This is a genomic window from Nonomuraea sp. NPDC048916 (assembly GCF_040649575.1).
In the GTDB taxonomy this organism is placed as follows: domain Bacteria; phylum Actinomycetota; class Actinomycetes; order Streptosporangiales; family Streptosporangiaceae; genus Nonomuraea.
Genome location: NZ_JBEZFS010000291.1, coordinates 1 through 378, shown reverse-complemented (window position 1 = coordinate 378; position 378 = coordinate 1). Strand labels below are relative to the sequence as shown.

At 70.4% G+C, this 378-nt stretch carries 1 protein-coding gene; it reads left to right on the top strand.

The genetic code is table 11. The annotated features are described in order from the left end of the window. The coding region (locus tag AB0C16_RS40905; protein ID WP_357691606.1) for a hypothetical protein at positions 1–378 on the top strand (378 nt) is incomplete at both ends.

Here is a 378-nt window from a genome sequence, read left to right as displayed (position 1 = left end):
CGACGGGCAGCTGGAACGGGCCGGCCGCTCGGGCAGCGCGTACCAACCGTTCGGTCCCGGTACGACGGCACGGTACGAGGACGGGCTGTGGGTCACCGTCAGCTTTCCCGAGCGGCAGGACGACGGCGCCTACAGCCTCACCGTGACCTTCAAGAACGGCACCGACGAGGAACTGCTCCTCGGCGAGAAGTCGCTCTCCGACACGCTCGAAGTCGAGCCCGACGAGTCCGGCCAGGACTACGCCGCCGGCAGCTACGTGGACTGGCTGAACTGGGACGAGTCCGCCTCCGCCCTCGCGCCGCCCCTCCCCGAGGACGAGGAGCGCACCGTCCCGGTCCGGTTGAAGCCGGACCGGAAGGGTGTCCCGGTCACGGTGGA